The 26,569-nt window shown below is 58.7% G+C and carries 19 protein-coding genes; 12 read left to right on the top strand and 7 right to left on the bottom strand.

Features of this window, described 5'->3' with window-relative positions; genetic code table 11:
• Positions 1 to 425 precede the first annotated feature (425 nt).
• From ACA060_RS14585 to ACA060_RS14605, 5 genes are all read left to right on the top strand, one after another.
• Entirely contained in the window at positions 426 to 3,323 is a 2,898-nt protein-coding gene (locus ACA060_RS14585; protein WP_497311547.1) for an AAA family ATPase, read from the top strand.
• 121 nt (positions 3,324 to 3,444) lie between these two features.
• Complete coding sequence (locus tag ACA060_RS14590; protein ID WP_497311548.1) at positions 3,445 to 3,660, top strand: hypothetical protein; 216 nt, start codon at positions 3,445 to 3,447, stop codon at positions 3,658 to 3,660.
• 117 nt (positions 3,661 to 3,777) lie between these two features.
• Positions 3,778 to 5,295 (top strand): efflux transporter outer membrane subunit, encoded by a 1,518-nt coding sequence (locus tag ACA060_RS14595; RefSeq protein ID WP_497318248.1) that lies wholly within the window; start codon positions 3,778 to 3,780, stop codon positions 5,293 to 5,295.
• Positions 5,296 to 5,325: 30 nt separating this feature from the next.
• Positions 5,326 to 6,438: an efflux RND transporter periplasmic adaptor subunit gene (locus ACA060_RS14600; protein ID WP_497311549.1), complete on the top strand. Its 1,113-nt coding sequence runs from the start codon at positions 5,326 to 5,328 to the stop codon at positions 6,436 to 6,438.
• Positions 6,435 to 9,533, top strand: coding sequence for an efflux RND transporter permease subunit (locus tag ACA060_RS14605; protein WP_497311550.1), 3,099 nt, complete (start codon positions 6,435 to 6,437; stop codon positions 9,531 to 9,533). The genes ACA060_RS14600 and ACA060_RS14605 overlap by 4 nt, the downstream gene beginning before the upstream one ends.
• Positions 9,534 to 9,651: 118 nt before the next feature.
• Here the strand turns inward: ACA060_RS14605 and ppk2 are convergent, their stop codons facing one another.
• Positions 9,652 to 10,569, bottom strand: a complete 918-nt coding sequence (gene ppk2 / locus ACA060_RS14610) for a polyphosphate kinase 2 (RefSeq protein ID WP_497311551.1) — start codon at positions 10,567 to 10,569, stop codon at positions 9,652 to 9,654.
• A gap of 234 nt (positions 10,570 to 10,803) precedes the next feature.
• Here ppk2 and pstS point away from each other — a divergent pair, with 234 nt between their 5' ends.
• From pstS to ACA060_RS14640, 6 genes are all read left to right on the top strand, one after another.
• On the top strand, positions 10,804 to 11,835 hold the full coding sequence (pstS, locus tag ACA060_RS14615) for a phosphate ABC transporter substrate-binding protein PstS (RefSeq protein ID WP_407011532.1): 1,032 nt from the start codon (positions 10,804 to 10,806) through the stop codon (positions 11,833 to 11,835).
• A gap of 70 nt (positions 11,836 to 11,905) precedes the next feature.
• Entirely contained in the window at positions 11,906 to 12,871 is a 966-nt protein-coding gene (pstC, locus tag ACA060_RS14620) for a phosphate ABC transporter permease subunit PstC (protein WP_090454569.1), read from the top strand.
• Positions 12,871 to 13,764: a phosphate ABC transporter permease PstA gene (pstA, locus tag ACA060_RS14625; RefSeq protein ID WP_497299277.1), complete on the top strand. Its 894-nt coding sequence runs from the start codon at positions 12,871 to 12,873 to the stop codon at positions 13,762 to 13,764. The genes pstC and pstA overlap by 1 nt, the downstream gene beginning before the upstream one ends.
• 2 nt (positions 13,765 to 13,766) lie before the next feature.
• On the top strand, positions 13,767 to 14,600 hold the full coding sequence (pstB, locus tag ACA060_RS14630) for a phosphate ABC transporter ATP-binding protein PstB (protein WP_497311552.1): 834 nt from the start codon (positions 13,767 to 13,769) through the stop codon (positions 14,598 to 14,600).
• A 98-nt stretch (positions 14,601 to 14,698) separates the two neighbouring features.
• Positions 14,699 to 15,397 carry a hypothetical protein gene (locus ACA060_RS14635; RefSeq protein WP_497302942.1) on the top strand — a complete coding sequence of 233 codons (699 nt, stop codon included), beginning with the start codon at positions 14,699 to 14,701 and terminating at the stop codon, positions 15,395 to 15,397.
• Positions 15,397 to 16,032 (top strand): hypothetical protein, encoded by a 636-nt coding sequence (locus ACA060_RS14640; RefSeq protein WP_497311553.1) that lies wholly within the window; start codon positions 15,397 to 15,399, stop codon positions 16,030 to 16,032. Before ACA060_RS14635 ends, ACA060_RS14640 begins: the two co-directional genes overlap by 1 nt.
• An 11-nt stretch (positions 16,033 to 16,043) precedes the next feature.
• On the opposite strand, the gene ACA060_RS14645 is transcribed toward ACA060_RS14640, so the two are convergent.
• Positions 16,044 to 16,457, bottom strand: a complete 414-nt coding sequence (locus tag ACA060_RS14645; protein ID WP_497311554.1) for an arsenate reductase ArsC — start codon at positions 16,455 to 16,457, stop codon at positions 16,044 to 16,046.
• 125 nt (positions 16,458 to 16,582) lie between these two features.
• Entirely contained in the window at positions 16,583 to 17,356 is a 774-nt protein-coding gene (locus ACA060_RS14650) for a ParA family protein (RefSeq protein ID WP_497318250.1), read from the bottom strand.
• Between the two features lie 153 nt (positions 17,357 to 17,509).
• On the opposite strand from ACA060_RS14650, the gene ACA060_RS14655 reads away from it, so the two are divergent.
• Complete coding sequence (locus tag ACA060_RS14655; protein WP_497311555.1) at positions 17,510 to 18,292, top strand: CHAD domain-containing protein; 783 nt, start codon at positions 17,510 to 17,512, stop codon at positions 18,290 to 18,292.
• A gap of 396 nt (positions 18,293 to 18,688) precedes the next feature.
• Here ACA060_RS14655 and ACA060_RS14660 read toward each other — a convergent pair whose 3' ends face one another.
• The 4 genes from ACA060_RS14660 to ACA060_RS14675 all read right to left on the bottom strand — a co-directional run bounded on the left by ACA060_RS14660 (position 18,689) and on the right by ACA060_RS14675 (position 26,546).
• Entirely contained in the window at positions 18,689 to 19,285 is a 597-nt protein-coding gene (locus ACA060_RS14660) for a DJ-1/PfpI family protein (RefSeq protein WP_497311556.1), read from the bottom strand.
• Positions 19,286 to 20,409: 1,124 nt separating this feature from the next.
• Positions 20,410 to 20,934, bottom strand: a complete 525-nt coding sequence (locus ACA060_RS14665; RefSeq protein ID WP_109631558.1) for a cupin domain-containing protein — start codon at positions 20,932 to 20,934, stop codon at positions 20,410 to 20,412.
• 102 nt (positions 20,935 to 21,036) lie between these two features.
• A complete protein-coding gene (locus ACA060_RS14670; protein ID WP_497311557.1) occupies positions 21,037 to 23,934 on the bottom strand; it encodes a sensor domain-containing phosphodiesterase in 2,898 nt (965 codons plus the stop codon).
• A gap of 122 nt (positions 23,935 to 24,056) precedes the next feature.
• Entirely contained in the window at positions 24,057 to 26,546 is a 2,490-nt protein-coding gene (locus ACA060_RS14675; protein ID WP_497311558.1) for an efflux RND transporter permease subunit, read from the bottom strand.
• Positions 26,547 to 26,569 lie beyond the last annotated feature (23 nt).

Here is a 26,569-nt window from a genome sequence, read left to right on the forward strand (position 1 = left end):
GGCGGGAGGCAATTCGCAAACTTTCTTGTTGTTGTTCATCTCGGGCCCTTGTTGTGATTGAAGTCGTGAGACGCGAGGTCTCATCGTCAGGCGAGGTCAAGGTATTCAATATTGAGATATTTTTCAATATTGATGTTTTTGTCATTGATTTTTGGGATCATGCTCAAGCCGCGACGGGGCCAAGGGGCGAGCCGAATTGCGCGGCGTGAACCGAGTATGCGCGTGTGCCAGTTTCCGACCGGCGACGCTTGGCTTCAGCACCGATCAGCGTTGTCATTGGAGTAATGGCTCAAGACTGCCGAGGTTGGAGAGCAGTTGATTCAAATGGCTGGTCGATAGGGAAGTCGGGCACACCGGTTTTCAGCATCGACCCCCCTGTGAAGCTTCGCGGCGCACAACCCTGTTTTAGTCTTTAGGAATCAACCGTGGCACGTCCGCAGCCCCACCCAGATCCAGTCTTGCTCTGCTTCTTCGAATTCGAGCTCGACGAGTCCAACGCCTGCTTGTTGCGTAATGGGGAACCCGTTGCAGTGGCACCAACGCCTTTCACGTTGTTATGCGCGCTGGCACGCCAGCCAGGGTCGCTGGTGACCAAGGATGCCTTGCTTGATGCCGTGTGGGGGCATCGGTTCGTCAGCGATTCGGTCCTGAAAACGGCCATCAGCGATCTGCGCAAGGTGCTGGGCGACGACCCCAGGCATCCTCGTTTCATTGAGACGGTGTCGCGGCGCGGCTATCGCTTCATCGCCCCACCCTCCTCCGCACTTTTGCCGCCGCCTGCATCCGCGACGGTTACAGCGGCCGGCACACCTTCGTCACCGTCATTCATCGGTCGCACTGACGAGGTTGCGAGGTTGCAAAGGGCCTGGGAGCGGGCGAATGGCGGCCAGCGCGCCGTGGTTTGGCTCGCCGGCGAGCCGGGGATCGGCAAGACCACGTTGATCGAACATTTCCTCACTGGCCTTGGCGACATCGCCTGCGCACGCGGCCATTGCGTGGAGCACTACGGCGCCGGCGAGCCGTATCTACCGGTGCTGGAGGCCTTAGCCGATCTGTGCCGCAACGACCCTACCCTGCCGGCCCTGATGCGTGCCGTGGCACCGACCTGGCTGTTGCAACTCCCGTGGCTGAGTACCGCGCAGGAGAAAGACGCGTTGCGGCGTGAGCTCGCCGGCGTCGGCCCGGATCGCATGCTGAGGGAAATGGGCGAATTGCTGGACCGCTACACAGAGCAGCGCCCGCTGATGTTGGTAACCGAAGACCTGCACTGGAGCGATCGGGCGACAGTCCAGCTCATCAACTATGTGGCGCGGCGACGTGGCGGCACGCGGCTGATGTGGCTGTCGAGCTTCCGCCTGGCCGAGGTGGTTGCACTCGATCATCCCCTCAGCTCATTGCGCCACGAACTGCGTCTGCAACGTCTGTGCGAGGAAGTGGTGCTCGATCCGTTCTCGGAAACCGAGGTCGCTGACTATGTGGCGCTGCGTTCGGCCTCGCTGGCGTGCGATGAAGCCTTCGTGCGCGCCCTGCACGAGCGCACTGACGGTGTGCCATTGTTCGTTTCGTCAATCACCATTGAAGTGATGGACCCAAAGGACGACAAAGCCACCATCGAGGCTCGACTTGCGGATCTGGCGGTTCCCGAAAATCTCGCAGCCATCATTGATCACTACATCGCCAGACTGGGTCCGGAGCAACTTACCCTCCTCTCGGCCGCAGCGGTGTGCGGGGTCGAATTCCGCATCGAGACGGTTTCACTGGCCCTCGAGCGCGACCTCGCTTCGGTGGCCCACGCCTGTGAAGAGCTGATACGCGAACAGGTATGGCTCATACGGTCGCGGGCCACAGAAGTTGAAGAGACGGAAGAGCTACCCCACTCCTTCCGACATGCGCTCTTCCGCCAAGTGCTGTACGACCGCACGCCGCGCTCATTGCGCACCCAACTCCACCGCCAGGTTGGCGCTGCCCTCGAACGCGAGCGCACGGCCGGCGTGCCGGTTGCTGCCCCGGAGCTGGCGATGCACTTCGACCGCGCTCGGCAGCCGCTGATTGCGCTGCGTTACTACGCCGAGGCAGCAGAAGCCGCGCTACTGCACTTCAGCCCGGACTTGTGCATTGGCCTCACTGAGCGCGCCTTGGTTCTGTTGATGCAGGCTCCCGAAGGGACGGAGCGCAATGCCCTCGAAATTACCCTGGCTACGCTGCAGGGTGTTTCGGCTTTCCACATGTTCGGTGTCGGCAGCGAAGCAAAAGGCGCCTTCGAACGTGCCTACAGGCTGCTGACGGATGTACCTGAGCACCCCATGCGTGGTCGCCTGCTGCACGGATTCGGCTATCTGCTTGGTCTGCGCGGCGACTATGCGTTGGCGCTCGAAGTGGCGGAGCGTGCCGAAGCCCTCTCCTGCGACGCAAATGATCAAGAGCTCATGCTGGCGGCGTGCATCGTCCAGGGCGAGGTGCATCACCTCCAGGGACGCACAAAAACGACTCGCCGCTGGCTGGAACGCGCCCTCGCGATCGCCGAACCGCTGGACATCGGGACGAACGAAGTTTTTGCGGCTGATCCTCAGGTCATGCTGCACGGCATGCTGGCTATAGAACTCGTGCGTTCGGGTCTGGTTAAGCAAGCCCGAATCCACCTGCAGCAGGCGCGGGCACGCGCGCAGGCGTTGCGCCAACCCATGACCTGGCTGGTCGCCGCCTGGCAGGAGGTGTTGATCGAGGTGCGGATGGGAAACCACATGCGTGTGGCTGCGCTGGCCGACGACATGCAGGCGCTGGTCGATGAATATTCGCTCGCACTCGGGCGAACGGCTTGCCGCTGGTGGCGCGGCTGGGCCGACGCGCGCAACGGTGCACCGCGCGACGGCTACCGTCGCATCCGTGAGGCCTATGAAGAACACACCGGGCTTGGAATGCGCTCCGGTGCCAGCGAGATACTCGGCTACGCCACCGAGGCGCTACTGCTCGCAGGTGATTGCAATGCAGCGCAAGTCGAGTTGCAGGAAGCATTTCGGGTGGGCGAGGAACTGGGCGAGCGCGTCTACCTGCCGCAGCTATTGCTGCTGGAGGCAGCGATCGCGCGAGCACAGGGTCAGCCCGACGCCAGCATCGCTACGGTGCGGCGCGCGGTTGATGAAGCTAGCGCCCAGGAAGCACCGTGGCTGGAGCTTCAAGCGCTGGTCGAACTGTGCGAGCACCCTGACGCTACGGCCGAGGACCATCTGGCATTGGCGACGCTGGTTGACCAGTCGCCGGAAACTGACGGAACCGAGCTGGCGAAACGTGCGCGCTCGCTGATTCACGCTGCCAGGCCGGCGTGAAGCGACGCGATTGCTCTGCAGTAAGGATCACTGTCCCGACCGAAGTCTGACCTTTCGCTTACGACTCGCCCCAGAGGGCCGCTTACGCTGTCGTCGAACTTTCCTGCCCCCCTGGTCTGCGATGATCCTGAACCCTGAATCCAAGTACCCGAGCCGCCGCTCTTACGTAGTGAAGCTGCGCAGCGACGCCGCGCCGGGGGCCCTGGTGGGCCGCCTCGAAAACCTGGTCACCGGACGACAGCGCGAGTTTTCGTCCGCCGAAGAGCTGTTGGAGTCGATTGCCTCGGACCTCGCGTTGACAGCCGGCGAGCACACGGCAGATACCGGCGGCGAGTGACGCCTCCACCACGAACGAGTGCTCGATATGGCGACCGAACGGCGACCCTTCGCTGACGACTTCGCGCACACCGGGCCCTACGCTGATGCCACCTCGAATTTGCACGAGCCTAATCCGATGCCGCGACTTCCGAACTTCCACCTGTTGACCCGCAACACCGGGCAGACGCCCCTGCAACATGCCGAACGCATAATCGGTGTCGTAAAGGGTGCGGCGCTCGCCGCGTCCATCGCCCTGATCCTGACCGGTTGCTCCACGGAGGTGCTCGCGCCGTCGGTAGACCTGCCGAGCAACTTCTCCGCGAGCACGGCCTCCGAAATGGAACCCGAGGCGGCATGGTGGGAGGTTTACCACGACCCGGTGCTGACGGATCTGGTGCGCCGAGCCGCGCGCGAGAATCGCGACGTCAAGATTGCCGCCGAGCGCCTGCACGCCGCGCGTGCTGGCGAAACGGTCAGCCGTTCATGGCTGTTCCCGAGTGTCGGCGCATCCGCCTCCGGCAGCGATCGCAGCAGCGGCTACAGCTCGGCCACGAAACAGGGTTATCCGGATACCAAGACCACCAGTGCGGGCCTGGACGTCTCGTGGGAGCTCGACCTGAGCGGCCGCTTGCGCGCCGGCGCAGCGGCGGCTGACGCCGATGCGATGGCCGCGGAGCACAGCATGCGCGGCGTACGCCTGCTGGTGATGAGCGACGTCGTCAGCAATTACTTCACACTGCTCGGCGCGCAACGCCAGGTCGCGACACTGCGCGCCATCTCAGCGATGCAGGACGAGACGCTGCGTCTGGTTGTCGCTCGCCAGCAGGCGGGGCTGGCCTCGGCCTTCGACGTCGAACGCGCGCAGACCGACGCCTTGTCGGCGCGGGCGCAGATTCCGCCGCTGGAAACACAGGTGGCTGTGTCGCGCCATCGTATTGCAGTACTGATTGCCGACCAGTCCTTCAATACCGCGAACATCCAGTCTTCGATCAGCGATGTGGCAGTGGTGCCCGAGGCCAAGCCAGGCCAGCCCGCAGAGCTGCTGCAACGTCGACCTGACGTGCTCGCGTTGATGGCGCAGCTCGATGCAGCCAATGCGCGCCGCAAGCAGGCCGCGGCCGAGTGGTTTCCGCGGCTGTTCCTCGACGCCTCCTTCGGCCGCCAGGGCTTGAGCCTGAACGGCGCCGATCTCGGCGTTGCACGCTTCACTAACGTGGCGGGTTTGCTGGCGATGCCGCTCTTTAACGCCGGGCGCACGCAAGCAATCAACGATGCGGCCGAAAGTGCTCAAAAAGAGGCGCTGCTGCGCGCCGAGGACGGCATCGTACGGGCGCTCGAGGATGTGGAAAACGCCCTTGTCACGCTTGCGCAGGAACGCCGCCGCTCCGGGTCGCTGCAATTGGCCGCCGCGTCCGCGGAGGCTGCGCAGAACCGCGCCCAGTCGCTCTATAACCGCGGGCAAATCGACCTGTTGCCACTGCTGGATTCGCAACGGGCGCGCCTGGCGGCACGCCTGAATTCCAACGAAAGCAACACCCGCCTGCTGCTCGACAGCGTGCAGCTCTACAAGGCACTGGGCGGGGGCTGGCAGGTGTTCGAACAACCCGCCAACTCAACCGCATCCGCCAAAGCCGATCGGCCACCACTTTCCTAAGTATCTGTCGTTTTCCAAAGAGGAACCGTCTTGAAGAATTCCCTTACTGCGGCCGGCGCCTTGGCCGTCGCCGTCATGCTGTCTGCGTGTAGCCCCGACCAGCCCACCGTGCAGGCGCCACGACCGGTGCGCACCGCTGCAATCAGCTACGACAATGCCCGCGACATCAGTCGCTATGTGGGCACCGTACAGTCGCGACATGAAGTCGACCAGGCCTTCCGCGTGGGCGGCAAGGTAGCTCAGCGCAAGGTCGATGTAGGCCAGTTTGTGCGTGAAGGCGACATCTTGGCTGTGCTGGATGACAGTGACTACCGACTCGCCGAAGAAGCGTCGCGACAACAGTGGACGGTTGCCGTCGAGCAGACACGCCAGGCCGACTCGGACCGCCAGCGCCTGACCGCACTGAAGGCTGACGGCTCGGTCAGTGCAGCCGACGAAGAGCGCGCGCAGACCAATGCCCAAACCGCGCATGCGACTGCCGAGGCCGAGGCACGCAAGCTCGAACTTGCGCGCAACCGGCTCAAGTACACCGTATTGCGCGCCTCGCGCAGCGGTGTCGTCACAGCGTTGCGCTTTGAGGCCGGCCAAGTCGTGGCGGAGGGTCAATCCGTTGTCTCGATTGCGAATCCGGATGAATCCGAGATCGTCATCGATGTGCCCGAGAATCAACTGGCCGTCTTCAAGGACGCGCGTTTCAAGGCCTCGCTGGCCAGTGCGCCGAACGAGATCTTCGATGTCACGTTGCGTGAGCTGTCGCCACAGGCTGCAGCACAGACGCGCACCTATCGCGCGCGGCTCAAGCCGTTGCAGGCGCTGCCGCTGGGCGCCACCGCCACGGTGATGGCCGAGCGAGTCATGACAAGTGTCTCTGTGGCGGCAGTGCCAGCCACGGCATTGACGCAGATCGGCGGTCAGCCGGCGCTATGGGTGGTCACGCCCACGGGCAAGGATCCGGTAGGCATCGTCGATCTGGAGCGTGTGGCAGTTTGGGGTTACCGCAATGACGAGGTACTCGTCTCCGGGCCGCAAGCAGGCGTATTGGTCATCACCGCCGGCGTCCAGAAGATGACTTCCGGACTGAAGGTCGCGCTCCCCGGTGCGGCGATCGTTGACGCCAATACCACGCAGCAGGCCGCCCGATGAACAACTTCAACCTCACCGACTGGGCGCTGCGCCACCGCGCCATCGTTCTGTTCATGCTCCTCATTGTCGCGGTGGCTGGCGCCTTCAGCTTCACCCGGCTCGGCCAGCTCGAGGATCCGAACTTTTCCGTGCCGTCCATGACCGCCATGGTCATCTGGCCGGGCGCCACTGCCCAGCAGTTGCAGGACCAGGTCCTAAACCGCATGGAGAAGAAATTCGAGCAGATCGACAACTTCGAGAAGGTGGTCACCTACGCGCGGCAAGGCTACGCAGGCATGACGCTCACCGTACGCGGCGGCACTTCCAAGGCTGACCAGCGCGAAGCCTGGTACCAGGCGCGCAAGAAACTCAACGACCTGAGCCTCGAGATGCCTGACGGCGTGATCGGCCCGATCCTGAACGACGAGTACGGCGACGTGTATGGCCTGATGTACGCTATCAAGGGCGACGGCGTCGGTCAGGCCGACCTATCGCACGTGGCCGAGGATATCAAGCGCCAGATGCTGAAAGTGCCGATGGTCAAGAAGATCGATCTCATCGGCAAGCAGGCCGAGCGTGTCTACGTCGAGTTCTCGCACGAGCGCCTGGCCGCGCTGGGCATCACACCGCTGGCCATCGCCGAAAGCCTCAAGAGCCAGAACGCCATGGTGCCGGCGGGCCAGATCGACACCCGCGGCGACCGCGTCATGGTGCGCGTGAGCGGCCAGTTCGCCAGCGAAGAGGCGATCCGCAACGTGCCCATCTCTGCGAGCGGCCGGCAGATCAAGCTCGGCGACATTGCGACCGTTACACGTGGGTTCGAAGATCCGCCCACCTACACGGTCCGCCACAACGGCCAGCCCGTGCTGATGCTCGGCATCACGATGACCAGCGACGGCAACATCGTGGACCTTGGCAAAGAGATGGACACGGCCGTCGCCAAGATCCAGTCGGAGCTCCCGCATGGCGTGGAACTGGAACTCGTGGCCGACCAGCCGACCACGGTGAAGGATGCAATCCTGGACTTCGGGCGCGCGCTGGCCGAGGCGTTGATCATCGTGATCGCGGTGAGCCTGGCCAGCCTGGGCTGGCGCGCCGGCCTCGTGGTCGCGGCCACGGTGCCGCTGGTGCTGGGCGGCGTGGCGCTGGTGATGCTGGCGATGGGCTGGAATCTCGAGCGCATCTCGCTCGGCTCATTGATTATCGCGTTGGGACTTTTGGTGGATGACGCCATCATCGCCATCGAGATGATGGTGGCGAAGATGGAAACCGGCATGGACCGCGTGAAGGCGGCCGCCTTCTCCTATCAGTCCACCGCCATGCCGCGCCTGACCGGCGCACTCATCACGGTCGTGGGCTTCCTGCCGATCGGCCTCTCGAAATCCACCACCGGCGAGTACGCGGGTGGCATTTTCTGGATCGTTGGCGCCGCGGTGCTGTTCTCGTGGATCTGTTCCGGCATCTTCACACCGTACCTGGCGGTCAAGATGCTGCCCAACGACTTGGGCACCCACCAGCACGGTGATCCACACGACACGAAGTTTTACCGCAGCCTGCGCCGCCTGATCGACACCGCCATCGAGCGTCGCTGGGTGGTCATCGGTGCGACGGTTGCCGCTCTGGTACTTGCTCTGGCCTGTATCAAGCTGGTGCCGCAGCAATTCTTCCCCAACAGTTCGCGCCCTGAACTGGTCATAGACCTGCGCGTCAAGGAGGGTTCCTCGTTCGCCGCGACGACCGAGCAGGTCAAGCACATGGAGGAGATCCTGGCGAAGGACGAGGACGTGCGTTTCTATACCGCCTACACCGGCGCCGGCGCACCGCGCTTCTATCTCTCGCTCAACCCCGAGCTGCCGAATCCGGGATTTGCCCAGTTCGTTGTGATGACCAAGGACCTGGATGCACGCGAGCGGGTACGTGCGCGGCTGGTGGCCTCGGCTGACCAACAATTCCCACAGGCGTGGGTACGTGTGACCCGGCTCGAATTGGGGCCACCTGTCGGCTACCCGGTGCAGTTCCGCGTCGTCGGGCCTGATACCCAGAAGGTGCGGCAGATCGCCCGCGAGGTGGAGAACGTGATTGCGTCCAACCCGAAGGTGCGCGATCTCCAGCTCGACTGGAACGACCCGGTGCGCACGCTGAAGGTCGAGCTTGATCAGGACAAGGCGAGCGCGCTCGGTCTTACGCCGGCCGACGTGTCACTGGCGACCCAAACCGTGATGAATGGCGCAACCTTGTCGCAACTGCGTGAGCACGAGGAACTGATCGACATCGTCGCCCGTGCCGTGCCCGCTGAGCGCTTGAGCCTCGACACACTGAAAGACATCAACCTCTACACTCGCCAGGGAACCGTTGTGCCACTGTCGCAAGTTGCACAAGTGCGCTCTGAGCTGGAAGAGCCAGTGCTGTGGCGGCGCAACCGGGATATGGCAATCACGGTGCGTGCCGATGTGAAGGATGGCGAACAAGGTGTTTCGGTGACTCAGGAGATCCAACCGTTGCTCAAGGACATCGAAGCGAAGCTGCCCTCGGGCTACCGCATCGACACGGGCGGAGCCGTTGAGGAAAGTGACAAGGCCAACAAGGCGCTGCTCGCGGTGGCCCCGCTGATGCTGATCACCATCCTGCTGTTGCTCATGCTGCAACTGCAGAATTTCTCCCGCATGTGGATGGTAGTGCTCACCGCCCCGCTGGGCCTGATCGGTGTGGTGCCGGCGCTGCTGGTGTTCCAGTCGCCGCTGGGCTTCGTTGCGATCCTGGGCATCATCGCACTGGGTGGCATGATCATGCGCAACGCAGTGATCCTGATCGATCAAGTGCAGATCGAAATCACTGAAGGGCGCGACCCGTGGAATGCTGTGCTGGATGCCGCCATTCACCGGGCCCGTCCGGTGATGCTGACGGCGCTGGCGACCGTACTTGCAATGATCCCGCTGACGCGCAGTGTGTTTTGGGGGCCAATGGCAATTGCGATCATGGGCGGTCTTACGGTGGCGACGCTGCTAACGATTTTCTTCGTCCCTGCATTGTACGCCGCATGGTTCAAGGTGGGTCGCCAGACGACCGCTGACGCTCATCAGTTACAGGGGGACGCCACGTTCGCTTCTGACTTATAAATGCCGGGGCACTGTGCCCCGATTTCACCGCAATTAGAAGGCTTGCGAGGCGGTCGTTCAGGCTATCCGGCTTCGAATGCCGCTCTCCAATCGAAGGGCGCCCCGCTCCAGCCTCTCTTTAATAGACTTGAGGAACGATGAGTTCCCGTGGCGTCGGACTGCGGGAGTAATCCTCCTGTCTTACGCGTTGCGGTAGTTCGATCACCGGTAACTCTACTTCTTCATAGGGCATCTGCCCGAGCAGGTGGTGGATGCAGTTAAGTCTTGCTTTCTTCTTATCATCGGCTTGCACCACCCACCATGGCGCTTCGGCGATGTGGGTGCGTTCCAGCATCACTTCCTTGGCCTTGGTATAGGCTTCCCAGCGCCGACGGGACTCCAGATCCATGGGGCTGAGTTTCCACTGCTTGAGCGGGTCGTGAATGCGACTGAGAAAGCGCAGGTGCTGTTCCTGGTCGGAAATGGAGAACCAATATTTGATTAGCTGAATGCCGGAGCGTGCAAGCATTCTTTCGAACTCTGGCACAGTGCGGAAGAACTCTTCGTACTGATCGGCGTTGCAAAAACCCATCACCTGTTCGACGCCTGCGCGATTGTACCAACTACGGTCGAAGAGCACGATCTCACCCGCTGCCGGCAGGTGTGAGACGTAGCGCTGGAAGTACCACTGAGTACGTTCGCGGTCATTGGGTGCAGGCAACGCGGCAACCCGACACACGCGAGGATTAAGCCGTTGGGTAATGCGCTTGATGACACCACCTTTGCCCGCGGCATCACGACCTTCGAACAGAATGACTACTTTGTGACTGGTCTTTACCACCCAGCTTTGCAGCTTCACCAATTCGCCTTGCAGGCGGAATAGTTCGCTGAAATAAACTCTTCGAGCTTCCTTCTCACTTCCTTCCTCTACCTGCTCATCGAACAGAGTATTCGGGTCAGTGCCGTCTTCGGATAATTCCAGTTCCAGCTCTTCGTCACTGTGATCAAGCAGCTCACGGCGGATGCGCTGTATCAGTGTGTCTTCGGTTGATAGCATGGGAGCAACTCGCGTCGGGAAGGGCCTGACTCAGTGTTAGTCGTACTTGGTTACGAAGTAATTACAAAAACTTTTGCTACAAAGCAGGCTCGTATCAACGGCGGCTACGGGTGCAAGGCGATATCGAGCTGGCAGACAATTCAGTCAGCGGGATCTTGTGCCATCCGACTTTCATAAAAGCGTAACAAGATTGTTGCAGAGTTCCGGAGCCCGCTATCACAAGGAGTTCCTTCGATGAAAAATTTGATGAAGTCTGCTGCGCTCGCCATTACGGTTTCTCTTTGTGCAACCTCAGTGTCTTTCGCTGCTGAAAGCGTTCGACTGACAGGTTCCGGCGCCAGTTTTCCGGCTCCGATTTACCTCACTTGGTTCAAGGATTTCAGCAAGAAAACCGCTGGCGTCACCGTGGATTATCAATCCAAGGGCAGCGGTGCAGGTGTGCAGGACTTTTTGAACAAAACGGTCGATTTCGCCGCCAGCGACTCGGCGATGAAAGACGAGGACATCGCCAAGGTTGCCGAAGGCGCGCAGTTGCTGCCGATGACAGCGGGTGAAATCGTCCTGGCCTATAACCTGCCAGGCAGTCCTAAAGGGCTGAAATTGCCACGCGATGTTTACTCCAACATCTTCCTGGGCAAGATTACCCAATGGAACGACCCGCAGATCGTCGCGGCCAACCCGGAGCTGAAACTGCCTGCTACACCGATCACCGTTGTCGTGCGTGCAGATTCCAGTGGCACCACCGCGGTGTTCACCAAGCACTTGGCGGCAATCAACCCGGCGTTCAAGCAGGAGTTGGGTGAAGGCAACACCGTCAACTGGCCAGCCAGCGACAAATTCATCAAATCGCCTAAAAACGATGGCGTGACCGCTACCGTACGCCAGACCCCGGGCGCCATTGGCTACATCGAGTACGGCTTCGCCAAGCTGGCCAAGGTCGACTTTGCCCAATTGCAGAACAAGGCCGGTCACTACGTTGTGCCGAATGCCGAGAGCGGTGCCGAGGCTCTGGCTGCGGTGAAGATGCCTGAAAGCCTGGTGGCCTGGCTGCCTGATCCGGATGGCGCCAAGTCCTACCCGATCACTTCCTACACCTGGATGATCTTCCGCAAGCAGAACGAAAGCCCGGCCAAGGCCAAAGCCATGCGTGAAATGGTCGAGTACAGCCTGACTGAAGGTCAGAAAATCGCCGATTCGATGGGCTACATCCCCCTGCCGCAATCGGTCGTCGATCAGGTTCGCAAAGCTTCCGCCAACATCCAGTGACGCTCGCGAGACCTCTCGGCGTGTGCTTCCAGCCTCGCCGAGAGCGTTCTCCCCTACGCCGGAACAGCCCATGAACAAGCCATTTGTCGTACCGGTCAATCCGGATTCCGCCTGCCGTCCACCGTCTGCAAAGGATTTTCTGGTTGATCGCACCTTCCGCGCACTAGCGCGCATCGGTGTGGTTCTCGTTCTGGCGCTGGTCTTTGCCTTGGTGTTCGAGGTGGGACGCAAGGCACTTCCAGGCATGGAGAAACACGGTTTTGACGTCCTTTTGGGGACCGTTTGGGACGTGAACCAGGGCAAGTACGGCATTCTGCCGGCCATTTGGGGCACGCTCTACAGCGCCTTCATCGCCTTGATGATCGCAGGCTTTTTCGGCGTCAGCATGGCGATTTTCCTGACCCAGGATTTCCTGCCCGCGAAACTGGCGGCGGTTTTTCGCACCATTGTCGAATTGCTCGCGGCCATTCCCAGCGTCGTTTATGGCCTGTGGGGCATCTACGTGGTGATCCCGGCCATTCGTCCCCTCACGGATTGGCTGAACAGTGAACTTGGCTGGATCCCCTTTTTCGGCACGACCTTGAGCGGACCGGGACTGTTACCTGCCGCGCTGGTACTTGCCATCATGATTCTGCCGACCATTGCCGCCGTTTCGCAGGATGCCCTCACCGGTGTTCCGATGAAAACCAAGCAGGCGGCCTATGGCATGGGCACCACCCACTGGGAAGCGATTCTCAAGGTCATGGTGCCCTCCGCTGCCACCGGCATTTTCGGCTCGCTGGTGCTGGGTCTGGGCCGGGCCTTGGGTGAAACGATGGCCCTGGCCATGTTGGTAGGCAACTCGAACAACATTTCCCTTTCTCTGTTTGCACCCGCCAATACCTTGGCCGCCCTGTTGGCGCTGAACTTCCCCGAGGCGGGACCGACCGAGATCGAGGTCTTGATGTATGCGGCACTGGTCCTGATGCTGATCACCCTGATCGTGAACGTCATCGGATCCATGATCATGGTCTATGCCCAGCGTGGTACTAAATGATGACTGACCTCACTTCCCCTGCGGCCGCGTTGCCCAGTCTGCAGCGCAAGTTTGAAGGCCGCGCCCTGCGCAGCCTGGTGTTGACGACGCTGGTCTGGGCTGGCGCCCTGCTGGCCAGCGTGCCCCTGATTTCCGTGCTCTACATGCTGATCACGCGCGGTGGTGCCCGTCTCAGCCTGGAGGTATTCACCGAACTGCCGCCGACCGGTTTCGAGACGGGCGGCGGCTTCGGCAACGCGATGGCAGGCACCTTCGTCATGGTCGGTATCGCCGCCGCTATCGCGGTTCCGGTCGGCATAATGGCGGCCATCTTCTTGGCTGAATTGGGGCCGGAGAGCAAGCTGGCCAATGCCGCGCGCTTTGCCGCCAAGATGCTCACCGGGTTGCCTTCGATTTTGGCCGGGGTTTTTGCGTACGCCTTGGTGGTGATGACCACGGGTACCTACTCGGCACCGGCAGGTGGCGTGGCGCTGGCAGTTCTGATGCTGCCCATCGTTGTGCTGACCGCTGAAGAGTCGATGAGGATGGTGCCCAAGATCATGAAGGACGCCGCCTATGGCATGGGCTGCACCCGATCGCAGGTCATCTGGAAAATCGTACTGCCGACCGGCCTGCCGGCGATCCTGACCGGCGTAATGCTGGCGGTGGCCCGTGCAGCCGGCGAAACCGCGCCGCTGTTGTTTACCGCCCTGTTCAGCAACTACTGGATCTACCACGACGGCAGCCTGGCGGTGATGAATCCGACCGCATCGCTCGCCGTACTGATCTACAACTTCTCCGGCATGCCGTTCGACAATCAGCTTGAGCTCGCATGGGCGGCCTCGCTGGTGTTGGTGATGATCGTGCTGATCGTGAATATCGTCAGCCGAATCTTCGGCAAGCCAAAGTTTTAAGAATGGGAGCACATAGTGTGAATGTATTATCTGCGCAAAAAGTCGCCCCGCTCGAGGCCCAGGTACCTGTGGTCATGGACTGCAAGCTGGACAAGATTTTCTACGGCAACTTTATGGCGGTACGTGACAGCCATGTGCCAATCGAAAAAAACAAGATCACCGGATTCATTGGTCCTTCGGGCTGCGGCAAGAGTACTGTACTGCGCAGCCTCAATCGAATGAATGATCTGGTGAAAGGCTTTCGTTTCGAAGGCCATGTGCATTTCCTCGGCCAGGACGTCTATGGCAAGGGCGTCGATCCAGTGGTCGTGCGCCGCTATATCGGGATGGTGTTTCAACAGCCGAACCCGTTCTCGATGAGCATTTTCGATAACGTTGCGTTTGGCCTGCGCCTCAATCGCTATCAGGGCGACCTGGGTGACCGCGTCAAGCACGCCTTGCAGGGCGCGGCGTTGTGGGATGAAGTCAAGGACAAACTCAAGGTCAGCGGCCTGTCCCTCTCGGGCGGCCAGCAGCAACGACTGTGTATCGCCCGCGCCATCGCCACCGAACCGGAAGTCCTGTTGCTGGATGAGCCGTGCTCCGCACTTGACCCGATCGCCACCCGCCGTGTTGAAGAATTGATGGTCGAGTTGAAGAAGGATTACACCATCGCGCTGGTGACTCACAACATGCAGCAGGCGATCCGTGTCGCTGACACCACGGCATTTTTCTCGGTGGATATTTCCCAGGGTACGCGTACCGGTTATCTGGTTGAGATGGGCCCCACGGCCCAGATATTCGACAATCCCCGCGAGCAAATGACGAGCGATTACATCAGCGGCAAATTCAGCTAATCGACAAACGTCCGGTCAAGACCGAAAGCAGTCAATGGCAAACGACATTGGCATGCCTTCGGTCTTTTTACCTCTCACACTTCTAATCAGGATTGCCAATGTCCGCAAAGCGTCGTCTTGACTTGCCAGCAATCGAGCGTGCACTCCGTAAGGTGCAGGGTCGCTTTGCCGAGCTCAGCAGGCACTTCACCGAGCCGCGTGATCCCTTGACTGACGAAGTGCTGCGCAATGTGGTTGATGGCTATGCGCTGATTGACGACTATGTCGCCCGTGGTGTCGATCTGTTCGATCTTCAGCAACTGAACCTGATGCTGGAGATCAATGCCACCGTTCTCTGCGGCCGAGACCCGGCACGTCGTCTGGAGTACGCTCAGCACCTCGCGGCGACCGAAGAACACTTCTTCAACAACGTTGAAGGCGGGATAAAGGACTTGTACAACTGGTACTGTGCGTATCGCAGCGAATCTGTCTGGAAGCGTGCGGCCGGTGTCTATGTACGGATCCTCAGCAAGCCGCAATTGTTCATTGAAGGCAATAACCGCACTGGGTCGCTGATCGTCAGTTACTTGCTCATGCGTGCAGGGCTGCCGCCGTTCGTACTGACGCTGGACAACGCCGAGGGTTACTTCAACCCGTCATCCGTCATCCGCAACTCCGCCAAACATGGCGTCAAGGCCTTGTACGAATTGCCCAAGATCAAGAAAAAATATGCAGCCTTCCTGGAAGAACAAGCGCCTGATCCAAAGGAATTTTTTGTGAGCGACAAACCAGTGCCCGTCTATCTGGGGGGCGAATGATGAGCAGGTATCCGATGCTCGACAGATGCCGGGTTTCCAGCGGTCGAGCGTGGCAAGCAATCAAGCGTTCCATTCCGATGGACGCGTTCAGCCGCCAGCGCATCCGTATTTCGTTTGATATCGATGACACGTTGGCCTGTCAGGCCCATCACTGCGCTGTCGAGCACAGCAGGCTGCCGGCTTTTGTTCATCGTTGGCTCGGCGAACCATTGCGTAGGGGAACACGCGACCTGACCCGAGAGTTACGCCGACAGGGATGCAGCATCTGGGTCTACACGTCGTCCGGTCGGACACCATCTTACATCCGGCGCTGGTTATTACTACACGGTATCCACGTTGACGGTGTGGTCAACAGTGTTCGGCATAACCATGCCCTGACAGCGCATGGGCTTTCGAACTCCCCTTCGAAGTTTCCACCCGCATTCGATATCGACTTGCATGTCGATGATTCCGAGGGCGTGCAGATTGAAGGCTATGATCACGGTTTTCGCGTCGTGGTCGTGCGTCCGGATGATGAGAGCTGGGCGCAGAGCGTTTTAAATGCAGCAGCTGAAGTCCAGGCACAGTTAGCTTGGCAGCAACGGCACAGAAACACGGAGCCTGCGCAACAACGCTCAGAAGCTTTTTTCTCCTGAATTTCGAAACATCACGACCTTGTCTTTACTGTGACGAACATTTTGATGCGGTCGTGAATCTCCTGGAGTGCATGACGCAAAGGCTCATGTTTCTCACTGGTCGTCGGGTCTTCAAAACTCCACATGATCGCTTCATCGGAAGACGGCATTCGTGAGGCTTCTTCGGAAGACTTATCACACAGTGTGATGACGTAGTGGAACTGCTGTCCTTCAAATTCATCGATCGATTTGCTACGCAAGCCATTGCTCTCTATGCCTATGTGTTCGAGAGACTCCAGGGTGCGAGGATCAACCTCGCCCGGTTCGAGGCCAGCACTGAAAGCTTCAAAGTGTGAAGAATCAGTGTGGCGAAGCAGCGCTTCGGCCAGCAAGGAACGGACATCGTTTTTAGCGCAGACAAACAGCACCCGGAATTTGTCAGCCATTCCTTTCACCCCGCTTGGACAGTTGATCTGAAAAATGCCAATGCTTAGTTAAGCAGCGTTTTTGATCGCCCGACCTCAAGTCGATGGAATGCACTATTTCGAATTCTTTCAGCGCCCGTGCCGATTCAGCCTGTCTCCTCCAGCAGGTGTAAGAGATCAACAAACTGGCCTGTCAACTTGTGATGCCGGTCGAGGTGAATCAAAGGTTGGCAGCGCTCATGTGATTCACGCATCTTCACCGAGCTGCCGAGATACACCGGAAGAATCGGCAGCCCTTCCGCGATGAGCTCTTCGACCAGATTGCGGTGAAAGCCAGTGGTGCTGACGTAATGATTGATGACAATCCCTTCAACGACCAATGACTCATTATGGTCACCCTGAAATTCTGCCACCTGTGCCAGCACCTGGTACAACGCCTGACGAGCGAAGGTATCGCAATCAAATGGAATCAAAACCGCATCCGCTGCGATGAGGGCACTGAACGTATAGAAGTTCATCGCCGGAGGCGTATCGATGTAGATCCGGTCGTAGTCTTGTGAAATGTCGTCCAGAAACCGGCACAGCTTGTTTATCTTGAATTTCGCTTCCAGTTTGGGCTGTAAATCCGAAAGCTCGCGGCTGGCAGTGATGAGGTGCAGATTATCGTAGGGTGTCTCAACGATATGAGCGCGGCTTTTTTTGGCTGCCGGCCCAGAAGACAGGGTTTGCTTGAAAAAATCCGCAATGCCCACCGGGATATCATCCCCAGTCAGGCCGGTGAGGTAATACGTGGAGTTGGCCTGGGCGTCCAGGTCGACAACGAGCGTCCGGTAGCCTTCCATTGCGCTTGCAGCAGCCAGGTTGCACACAATACTCGACTTGCCTACCCCACCTTTTTGATTGAAAACAACACGACGCATCAACACCATTCCATTCCTGCGACAAAAGGTTCCAGTCTATCGACTTCCCGCGAATCCACAGCGGCAACTTGATGAATTTTATATTGCAGTGCCCGTGCGCAATGGCTGCAACGAACAATTGCTCTGCGAACCCACTCACAAGCGAGGACGATGATGTCTTTTGTCAACGATTTTGTGGCTCAGATCATTTCCCTGGAGGTCTCCCTCTATCACTCGCGCGCTCGGCTGCAAGCCAACAGTGACAGCGAAGCGCTGCATGATCTGAGGATTGCAGTACGGAAAATACGTAGCCTTTTGCGACCGCTGCGCAACATGCCAGAGGTTATCGAATTGAATCAAGCTGCCGCTGAGGTCGGCAGAGCGACGACTCCCACGAGGGATCTGGAGGTCATCGTTGATGAGCTTCGAAAAAAGGGGTACTCGCGCCAAGCAATCAGCCGAAGCGCAACCCTGACAGAGCAGTATCGGAAGATCGCTGCCAGCTCAGTGCTCGACAAACTATTTGCCGAACTGGATCGATGGCCAGAGATATTCAGGACAGCCGAGCGAGCCGGCGAACTGGTTGATGTAAAAAGACAGATTGAGAAAGCCCTGAAGAAAAGAATCACTCAACTGATCGCCGGACTTCGGGACAAAAATTTTGATCGGCACGAGCTGAGGATTATTGTGAAAAACGCGAGATACCTCTCCGATGCGTTTCCAACACTGTCACCGCTCAAGGCAAAATCCAGGGATCAATTGAAGTCGGTACAAGCGTCGCTCGGCTCATGGCACGATCATCATCAATGGTGCCTGCGGGCCGAGGAGGAACCTGATTTGCTAGAAATCGCACCCTACTGGAAAGTCGCGTCAGAACAGGCGTTGGCTGATGCCGAGCTAAAATTAGCGTCGCTGCTTGATCACCTGTCGAAAGACCTGGCGAAGTCTAAAAACTGACATCAAATTGCCTTGAAAGGTCTGATGTAGAGCCTCTGATACATTATGAATCATCAAAAAATAGCGTTACCCTCCGCCGCCTCAACAGCAAAGGGTTTGCAGATGAAAATCACTATTGAAACAAATGAGCAAGGAAGCGGTTGCAAAGTTTGGCTAGGCGAAACGGCAGTTTCGATCCCCAGCCTAGAGGACGCTAAATCCTACATTGCCCAACTCGAAGAGCGGATAGAGGCTGCCTCTCATACTTTTGTCCTGGATGCTGGAAACCCAGAGGCGAGGTAAACAACTCGTCAGCGGTCGTTTATAAGGCCAGTCTGCATACGCGACCTGATTGCTCGACGAGGCTGAGCATTGACCATCACCGTTTCCAACAACCATTAGCAGCCACTGCTCGCCTTAAAGAAACCGCGAAATATTCGCCATTGCCCGCGTTATGTAAACGTCCTTCTCCCCCACCGGGGCAACATAGTGAAGAGCACTGCGTGCAGCCTCTACACCAGCTAAACGAGAGATGAACCAGGCCGCCAGATACTGCGACGATAGGCAGCCGCCAGCGGTTGCGACATTGTCCTTGGCCACAAACGGCTGATTGAGCACCGCCACGCCGGCTTCTTCAACCCATGGCTTCGTGATCAGATCCGTACACGCCGGAACGTCGTCTAGCAGGCCGAGCGTTGCAAGTATGAGCGTGCCCGAGCACTGGGCGCCCAAGAGTTGGCGAGCCGGGTCGAGTTTCAGTCGAGACATCAGTGCCTCGTCCGCGACGACGTCCCGAGTCAATCTCCCACTACCCACCAGCACTGCATCCGCGCCGCAGGCTTCCTCCAACGACGCCTGCGCCTCGATTTTCAGGCCGTTCATCGATAGCACCTTATCTGTGGGGCTGGCGATAGACACTCGCCAACCAGGCTTTTGAACCCGGTTGAGGATGCCGAACGAAATGAGCGAATCGAGTTCGTTGAACCCTTCGAAGGTAAGGATCGCAATGTGCATGGTGCGCCTCGTGCCAGAAAAGTCTTGAGGTCCATCGTAAAATCAAAAGACCAATACGTTCAAAAAATTGTAATGGATACATTTCGGTTATCTGAAGCGGCTTCGCAGCCATTTGGCGCCACTCTCGCGAGCGTCCGCAATGGATCGATTGCCGGTCGGCCACAACGAAATCGCAGCTCCTCCGTATTGGCTGTAAAAAATTCTAAGCAACCGTTTTTGGTTCCAATCTCGATCACTGTCGATCCGGGACAATTCGCTCGGAATTAGAACCTGCCTCAATCCCCCCCCCCCGACGTTTTGAAGCTGCTACGCTGATTTTGCTTACGCGCCACAATCCATAAATGATCCTAGTAACGAAGTTGTGGTTCTTCATTTTCCGCCGCATCCCCAAATCTGAATTGGTCAGCACGCTTGTGGCTCGTAGCGTGCCTCGACCCAGCGGCCGTTGATCTGATCAAGAAACTGCCGTTATCCGAGTTATTTCAGCGGGTTGGGACTCAACGAAGAGATCGTCGGTGTATTCACTTGCCTCGGGCTCAGCAGCATCGCTCCCCCACTGCCGTCCCTAGTCGTATATTAATGAGCGCCCGCTAAATAGCGTATGCGGTCGGTCATAGCGAGGGGTGAACTGAAGGCAACCAACGGTTCTTTCTCCCTTCAAAGTCAATCGCTAAAGCAGCAATGCCGAAAAGCCAGCGTTGTCGTTGTCGACCGGTTGAATCCACAGCCGATAGCTACCAGTTCAGATCCGCCAGCATTACCAAATTCGACAGGCTCGCGGGGTTCGAACTCGTAGTTGAGCCAAAAATAGGCCTAAATCGAAAGCAGCATTTCGATAGGCTGCAGTGAATGCTTAAGGCTAAACAGCAACATTTGCTTCAGTCATTCATGCGACTGTTAGCTGAGTTAGCCCAAAAGTGTTGCGCACGGACAAGTCCTTTCACGCAACAAAACCGACTGTATGAATATTGCAACACAACAAATGCAATTTTTTAATAAAACTCAATAAATTCAATAAGTAATGAGCCGCACAATCATCCGACCATTCCTATTTTCACCAACATTATGTTTCGAGATTAGCCCGGTTACACGCAGGTTTTGAGGCGATCAATTGGCCAGGCTCCTCATTCCTGCGTCAACTCTCCAATCAGCTGCGAATGCTTCGGGAATTGCTCGCTGAGCTTCTGCCGATTACCCAACTCCATATCCGCATAATCAAACCCGGGCGAAACCGCTTCACTGATCAAACCGTATCCCGACAATCCATCCGTAAGCCGCGAGGCTTTCCAGACACCGCCCGGCACATGCAGCTGCAAACATTCTCCGGCGATAACGTCGCTGCCCATCACCACAGTTTTCAACGAGCCGTCTGGAAAAATCAGGCTGTACTGAATCGCGTCTCCCAAATGGTAGTAATGCACGATGTCTGATTGGTTGAGATGGAAATGGCCTGTCGGCGAATCCTGGGTCAGCAAATAATAAATGGATGTCATCAGGTAACGCGGGCCGCTATCTGTTTCAACCATGGCATGGCGATCCGACTGGAAAGTCCTGCGGTAGAAACCCCCTTCGGTATGAGGCTCCAAATCCAGTGCTGCGATTAGTGCATCAACGCCAGGAACGACGGTTTTGAACACATTGTTGGTCATTTGGCTTGAGCCCTCTCATTCAGTGACTATCAACCTTTATATACCCATGAATTATAACTAAGCTAAATGTCTGTTTAGTTTAGTTATATAAATTGTTCAACCCTAGCGACCGACCAGCGACGTTTCCAGCAATGCATCCAACCCCATAGGCTTGGCAAAGTAATAACCCTGGGCCTGCCCAGCGCCTATTTCGCGCAGCAAGACCAGCGTCGCTTCATCCTCGACACCTTCGGCCACCACGCTAAGGCCAAGCGATTCAGCCATTCGTACAATCGCCCGCACGATCGCGCGGCTGCGGGTGCTGGTGGTCAGTTCGAGGATGAATGACTTGTCGATCTTCAAGCCGCTGAAACGGTATTGATGCACGTAGCTCAGGGATGAAAATCCTGCACCGAAGTCATCGAGCACTACCGACATGCCGTTGTCGGCCAATTGCTGCATGTTCTGCCGGGCAATAGCCGGCTCGGCCACCAACGCTCCTTCGGTCAATTCCAGGCAGATCCGCGACGGCGCAACCTGGTGCAGCGCCAACAGTGCAAGCACATCACTGGCAAAGTCCGGGCGCATCATGCTGTAACTGGAGCAATTGACGTGCACCGCCGGCCAATTGGCGTGCTGGGGTTGTGCGAGGATCACTGCGACGCTGGTGAGCATGTACAGGTCCAGTCGACCGATCAGACGCAATCCCTCGACATTCGGCAAAAACTCACCTGGCCCGATCACTCGGCCGCCCGGCTGATGCCAGCGGATCAGCGCTTCAAGTGCCAACAGTTCGCCGCTTTCGACGCTGACAATCGGCTGGAAATACGGCAGCAATTCGTCGGTACGTTTGAGCGCATTGCGCAAGGCCCCTTCTCGCTCCATCTGGTCCGAGACTTCGCGGCGCACCTCCTGATTGAACACCGCGTAGCTGTCGCGACCGGCACTCTTGACCCGGTACATCGCCGCATCGGCATCGCGCAGCAAGTCGGCGGGTTCGTGATGGAACTGACTGTCGGCGCTGACAATACCGATACTGCAGGACGAAAAAACTTCATGGCCATTGATGAAAAACGGCAGGTCAAACGCCACCAGGATCCGTTCGGCGATTTCGATCAGCACGTCCAGCGGCGCCTCGGGAGCGAGTACCGAAAACTCATCGCCCCCCAGTCGCGCGAGCATGTCGGTGTCGCGCAGGCAACTGCGTAAACGGTGGGCGGCCTGCATCAACAGCAGATCGCCAAAGTGGTGACCGAGACTGTCGTTGACCATCTTGAAACGATCGAGGTCGATGAACATCACCGCCAGGTGCCCGCCTTCGCTGCCGAATCGCGACCAGGCCAGATTGAGGCGCTGTTGCAGGTAGGTACGATTCGGCAGCCCGGTCAGCGCATCGTGGGAGTTTTCGTGCTGCAACTTGGCATTGGCGTGATCAAGTTCGCGTGTGCGGTTCTGCACCCGGGCTTCGAGCTTGAGGTTGGCAGCGTGGATCGCTTCGGCGGCCGTGCGTCGCGACAACGCTGTATCGATGTGCCGCGACACGAACGTGAGCAGTTCCTGGTCACGCAGCGAGTAGCGCACCTGCGAGGTATAGCTTTGCACCGCCAGCACGCCACGCACCACGTCGCCATCGAACAATGGAATGCCCAGCCAGGAGTAAGATCGGACAGACTCATGGCCCAATTCGATTTCGCCCTGTGCAGACAATCGCTCAGCCTCGCCCGAGTCAATCAGGCAAGGTCGACGCTGGCGGATGATGTACTCGGTCAAGCCCCTGCGCCCACGACGTGCCTTTGGACAAGTCGTCTGTCGCTCATCGACATAATAAGGAAAGGTCACTTCACCGGTCGCGTCGTCGAACAACGCGATGTAGAAGTTCTGCGCGAACAGCAGATCACCGACGATGCCATGCAAGGTTTGAAACAGTTCGGCCATATCGCCAGGCTGGCTCGACAGTTCAGCAATCTGGAATAGCGCACTCTGCAGATGTTCAGCGCGCTCTCGCTCTGCCACTTCCTGCCTCAATGCCGCGTTGAGCGCCGAAAGCTCGAGGGTGCGGCGCATGACAATCCCTTCCAGGTTCTCGCGGTGCAGAATCCGGTCCAGCGCCATGGCCACGTGACGGGCCACCACCAGAAACAGCGCGCGGTCTTCAGCGCTGTAGGTGCGGGAAACGTCGTAGACCTGCATGGCCAGCATGCCAAACACGTCATCCGAAGCATTTTTCAACGGTGCGCCCATCCAGAACTCGGGACGATCCCCCACGCAATAGAAGCGGCCCTCGGCCTGAGCCGCGCGAATACCGGCGGCGTCAATCAGCAACGGCTGGCCCGTGGTCAACACCTGGCCGGTCAACGACAGGTGCGAGGCATCAAGGTATTCGTAGTGCTCGGCCTCCACGGCATCAACGTCGATGATGTCGACGTAATACGGGTAGTCGATCTTGCCCGTGTGCGGGTCATACAGCGCGAGATAGAAGTTCTCGGCATCGATCAGGCTAGCCAGCAACTGGTGAACCCCCACCAGAAACACTGACCGGTCGCGGGTCGAACTGGCGAGGTAAGTAATTTCATACAGCACACGCTGAGTAATCTGCGCACGGGCCAGGGTGTTGGTTTGTACTTGAATGCCCAGGCGCTGCGCAAATTCTGCGAGCGCCGACTCCTCGGCGTCATCGACTGGCGCGAGTACCCAACCCAGTACACTTTCGCCTCTGCCGGTTGGCCAGCGGTGCAACTGCCGAGCCAGGCAAAAGGCTTCGAACTCTTCATTGGCAACGCTGGATGGCCACTGCGCCTGTGGATCGCCCTGCCCGACCAGGTGCATTTGTTCACCGGCGCGGTACACCACCCATGCGGTGGTGTGGCACCAGTGGCGCGCAGAGGCCAGCAATTGTTCGACCGCGTCGTCGTTGTTGACGTGGGCCATGCCGACAGATTCCGAACTTCCGTTTAGTTGAGCGGCGACAACGTCGCAATCGATCGATTGCCGCGGGGAGTCGGTCAATGGACGAACACTCATCAGCGCTCCCTGAGCCAAAACTGGCGATACTCATTTATTATTTTCCGGCACTACGCCAGAGAGCCTCCCGTTTAAAGCTTATATACGTTTTTATCAATCGTTTTATTCGCTTAAGTGCCAACCTACGGGTGTGCCCCTACAAGTTCCGCCGGGCGTTCAGTGGCCTTTGATGGAACAGGCGCAATATTTCGCAGCAGGAAATGCGACAGCGCCGGGATAAGGATCAGCGCACCGAGCATGTTCCAGAGGAACATGAAGGTCAGCAGGATGCCCATGTCGGCCTGGAATTTGATCGGTGACCAGGCCCAGCACACCACTCCGGCGGCCAGGGTGATGCCGACCAGCCCCACCACCCGGCCGGTGAACGACACCGCGTTACGGTAGGCCTGTGCCAGCGGCAAGCCCTGGCGCTGGTATTGCAGCTGCACGCTGAGTAAATACAGCGCGTAATCCACCCCGATCCCGACCCCCAAAGCGATCACCGGCAACGTCGCCACCTTTACGCCGATGCCCATGACCACCATCAAGGCCTCGCACAGTATCGACGTCAGCACCAGCGGCAACAGCGCCACCAGCGTGGCGCGCCAACTGCGAAAGGTGATCAGGCAGAACAGCGTCACCGCCGCGTACACGTAAAGCAGCATCGTATGGTTGGCTTCACGTACCACAATGTTGGTCGCCGCTTCGATACCGGCGGTGCCGGCGGCCAGCAGAAATTGTCGGTCCTCGGTGCTGTTTTCCCTGGCGAATCTGTCGGCGATGGCGACCACTGCGTCCAGGGTTTCTGCCTTGTGGTCCTTGAGAAAGGCAATCACCGGCATGACCGAACAGTCGGTATTGAACAATTCCGGCGCATTGACCGAGGCCTGCTGCGCGGCATAGTTCAGCACGTTCTGGTTGCGCTGGATGCTGTTCAGCTTGGGGTTGCCCTCGAACGATCCCGCGGTGATCTGGCGCACCGCGTTAACCAGCGATGAAGTCGCTTGTACACCAGGGTATTGCTGCAGTTCCCAAGCCAAACGGTCGGCCAGGATCAGCGTCTGATAATTCAGGCAGCCTTCCGGCGGAGTCTTGATCATCACCGCGAACAGGTCGCTGGACAGCGCATAGTGGCTGGTGATGTAAGCGTTATCGCGGTTGTAGCGCGAGTCCGCGCGCAACTCCGGGGCGCCGCTGTCGAGGTCGCCGATCTGCAGTTGCAGGCTGACCACGAAGCCCGCTATACCCAACGCCACAGCACCGAGCACGATACCCATGGCCCACTTGCGGGTGGTGAAACGGTCGAGCAAATCCCACAGTTTGCCAAAGCCGCGACTCTGCGCAGCGCGGTTGTCGATCTTCAGTGCGCGCTCGGCAGCCTTGGCGCCAACGCCGATGTAAGACAGGGCCACCGGCATCAGCAACAGCGATGTGAAGATCAGCACCGCGACGCCGATACTGGCAGTAATCGCCAGGTCCTGAATCACCGGAATATCGATCAGCATCAACACCGCAAAACCCACCGCGTCGGCCAGCAACGCGGTGACTCCGGCGATAAACAGACGCCGGAAGGTGTACCGCGCCGCCACCAGTTTATGGGTGCCAAGGGCGATGTCCTGCAGGATGCCGTTCATCTTCTGCGCGGCGTGGGACACGCCAATGGCGAAGATCAGGAACGGCACCAGCACCGAGTACGGATCGATGGCGTAACCCAGCCAGGCCACGATACCCAACTGCCAGACCACCGCCGTCAGCGAGCAGAAAATCACCAACAATGTGCTGCGCAGGCAACGGGTGTAGAGGTAGATGATGACGAACGAGGTGACCACGGCCAGACCGAAAAACATCATCACCTGGATCAGGCCGTCGATCAGATCACCGATCAACTTGGCAAAGCCGATCACGCGGACCTTGTACTTGCCCTGCCCCTCCTCCCCCGCCTGGCGTGCCTTGCTGTCGCCGGCAAACTCGATCTTGTCGCGCAGTTGCTCTTCAAGCATCTGCGCGAACGCGTGGTAATCGATGCTGTGACCGGTCGCCGAGGTCTTGTCCTGCAGCGGCACAATCAACATGCTCGATTTGAAATCGCTGGCCACCAAGCTGCCGACGATGCCCGCTCGGTTGATATTCTGGCGTAGCTGTTCGATGTCTTCGGGGGAGCCGTGGTACGCATCGGGCATCACCGGGCCACCCTGGAAACCTTCCTCGGTCACTTCGTTCCAGCGCACCGAAGGGCTCCACAATGACTTCATCCAGGCGCGGTCAACGCCTGCGGTGAGGAACAAGTCGTCGTTGACTTGCTTGAGCACGGCCAGGTACTCGGGGTCGAAAATGTCGCCCTGGGTATTCTCCACCACCACCCGCACGGAACTGCCCAGGCCGCGCAACGATTTGCGGTTCTCCAAAAAGTTTTTAATGTAGGGCTGGCTCTGCGGAATCATCTTTTCGAAGCTGGGACGCAGCTCCAGGCGGGTAGCCGCCATGTAGCCCAGGACCAACGTGATCAACGCCATGAACAGCATGAACAGCGGGCGGTAATTGAATACCCAGCGCTCCAGCCGGTTGCCGGAGTGCTGATCGAAGTCACGCAAGTGGCGGATCACCGGCATGGTGTCTTGCTTGATGTTTGCCATGTCTGGGTACTCGCTCTTATTGA

It is taken from the genome of Pseudomonas sp. LBUM1671, assembly GCF_059695685.1.